The 210-nt window shown below is 61.4% G+C and carries 1 protein-coding gene; it reads left to right on the plus strand.

Annotated elements, in window-relative coordinates; all coding sequences use genetic code 11:
* Positions 1–26 precede the first annotated feature (26 nt).
* Positions 27–210: chloride channel protein (locus HNW77_RS17930; RefSeq protein WP_408886869.1), on the plus strand; the 184-nt coding region annotated here is incomplete at its 3' end.

Below are 210 nucleotides of genomic sequence, written 5' to 3' on the forward strand. Positions count from 1 at the left end.
CCTCTATCCCCGTCGGTGTCGCGTGGCTGGCTGTTCTGGTATGTGGCGTGAGTGGTGGCTTGGCGGGCGGCCTTTTCGCGCGTTGTGTCATTCGCCTCTCCAAGGGACTGCCAGGATCACTTCGCCCATTTGCGGCACGTTTCCCTCTCGGTTTTGCCGCTTTATGTGGTCTGCTTCTGGCCCTGATCGGCCTAGTCTCTGACGGGGCGA

The sequence above is a fragment of the Komagataeibacter melomenusus genome (genome assembly GCF_013155395.1).
GTDB classification, from domain to species: Bacteria; Pseudomonadota; Alphaproteobacteria; order Acetobacterales; family Acetobacteraceae; genus Komagataeibacter; species Komagataeibacter melomenusus.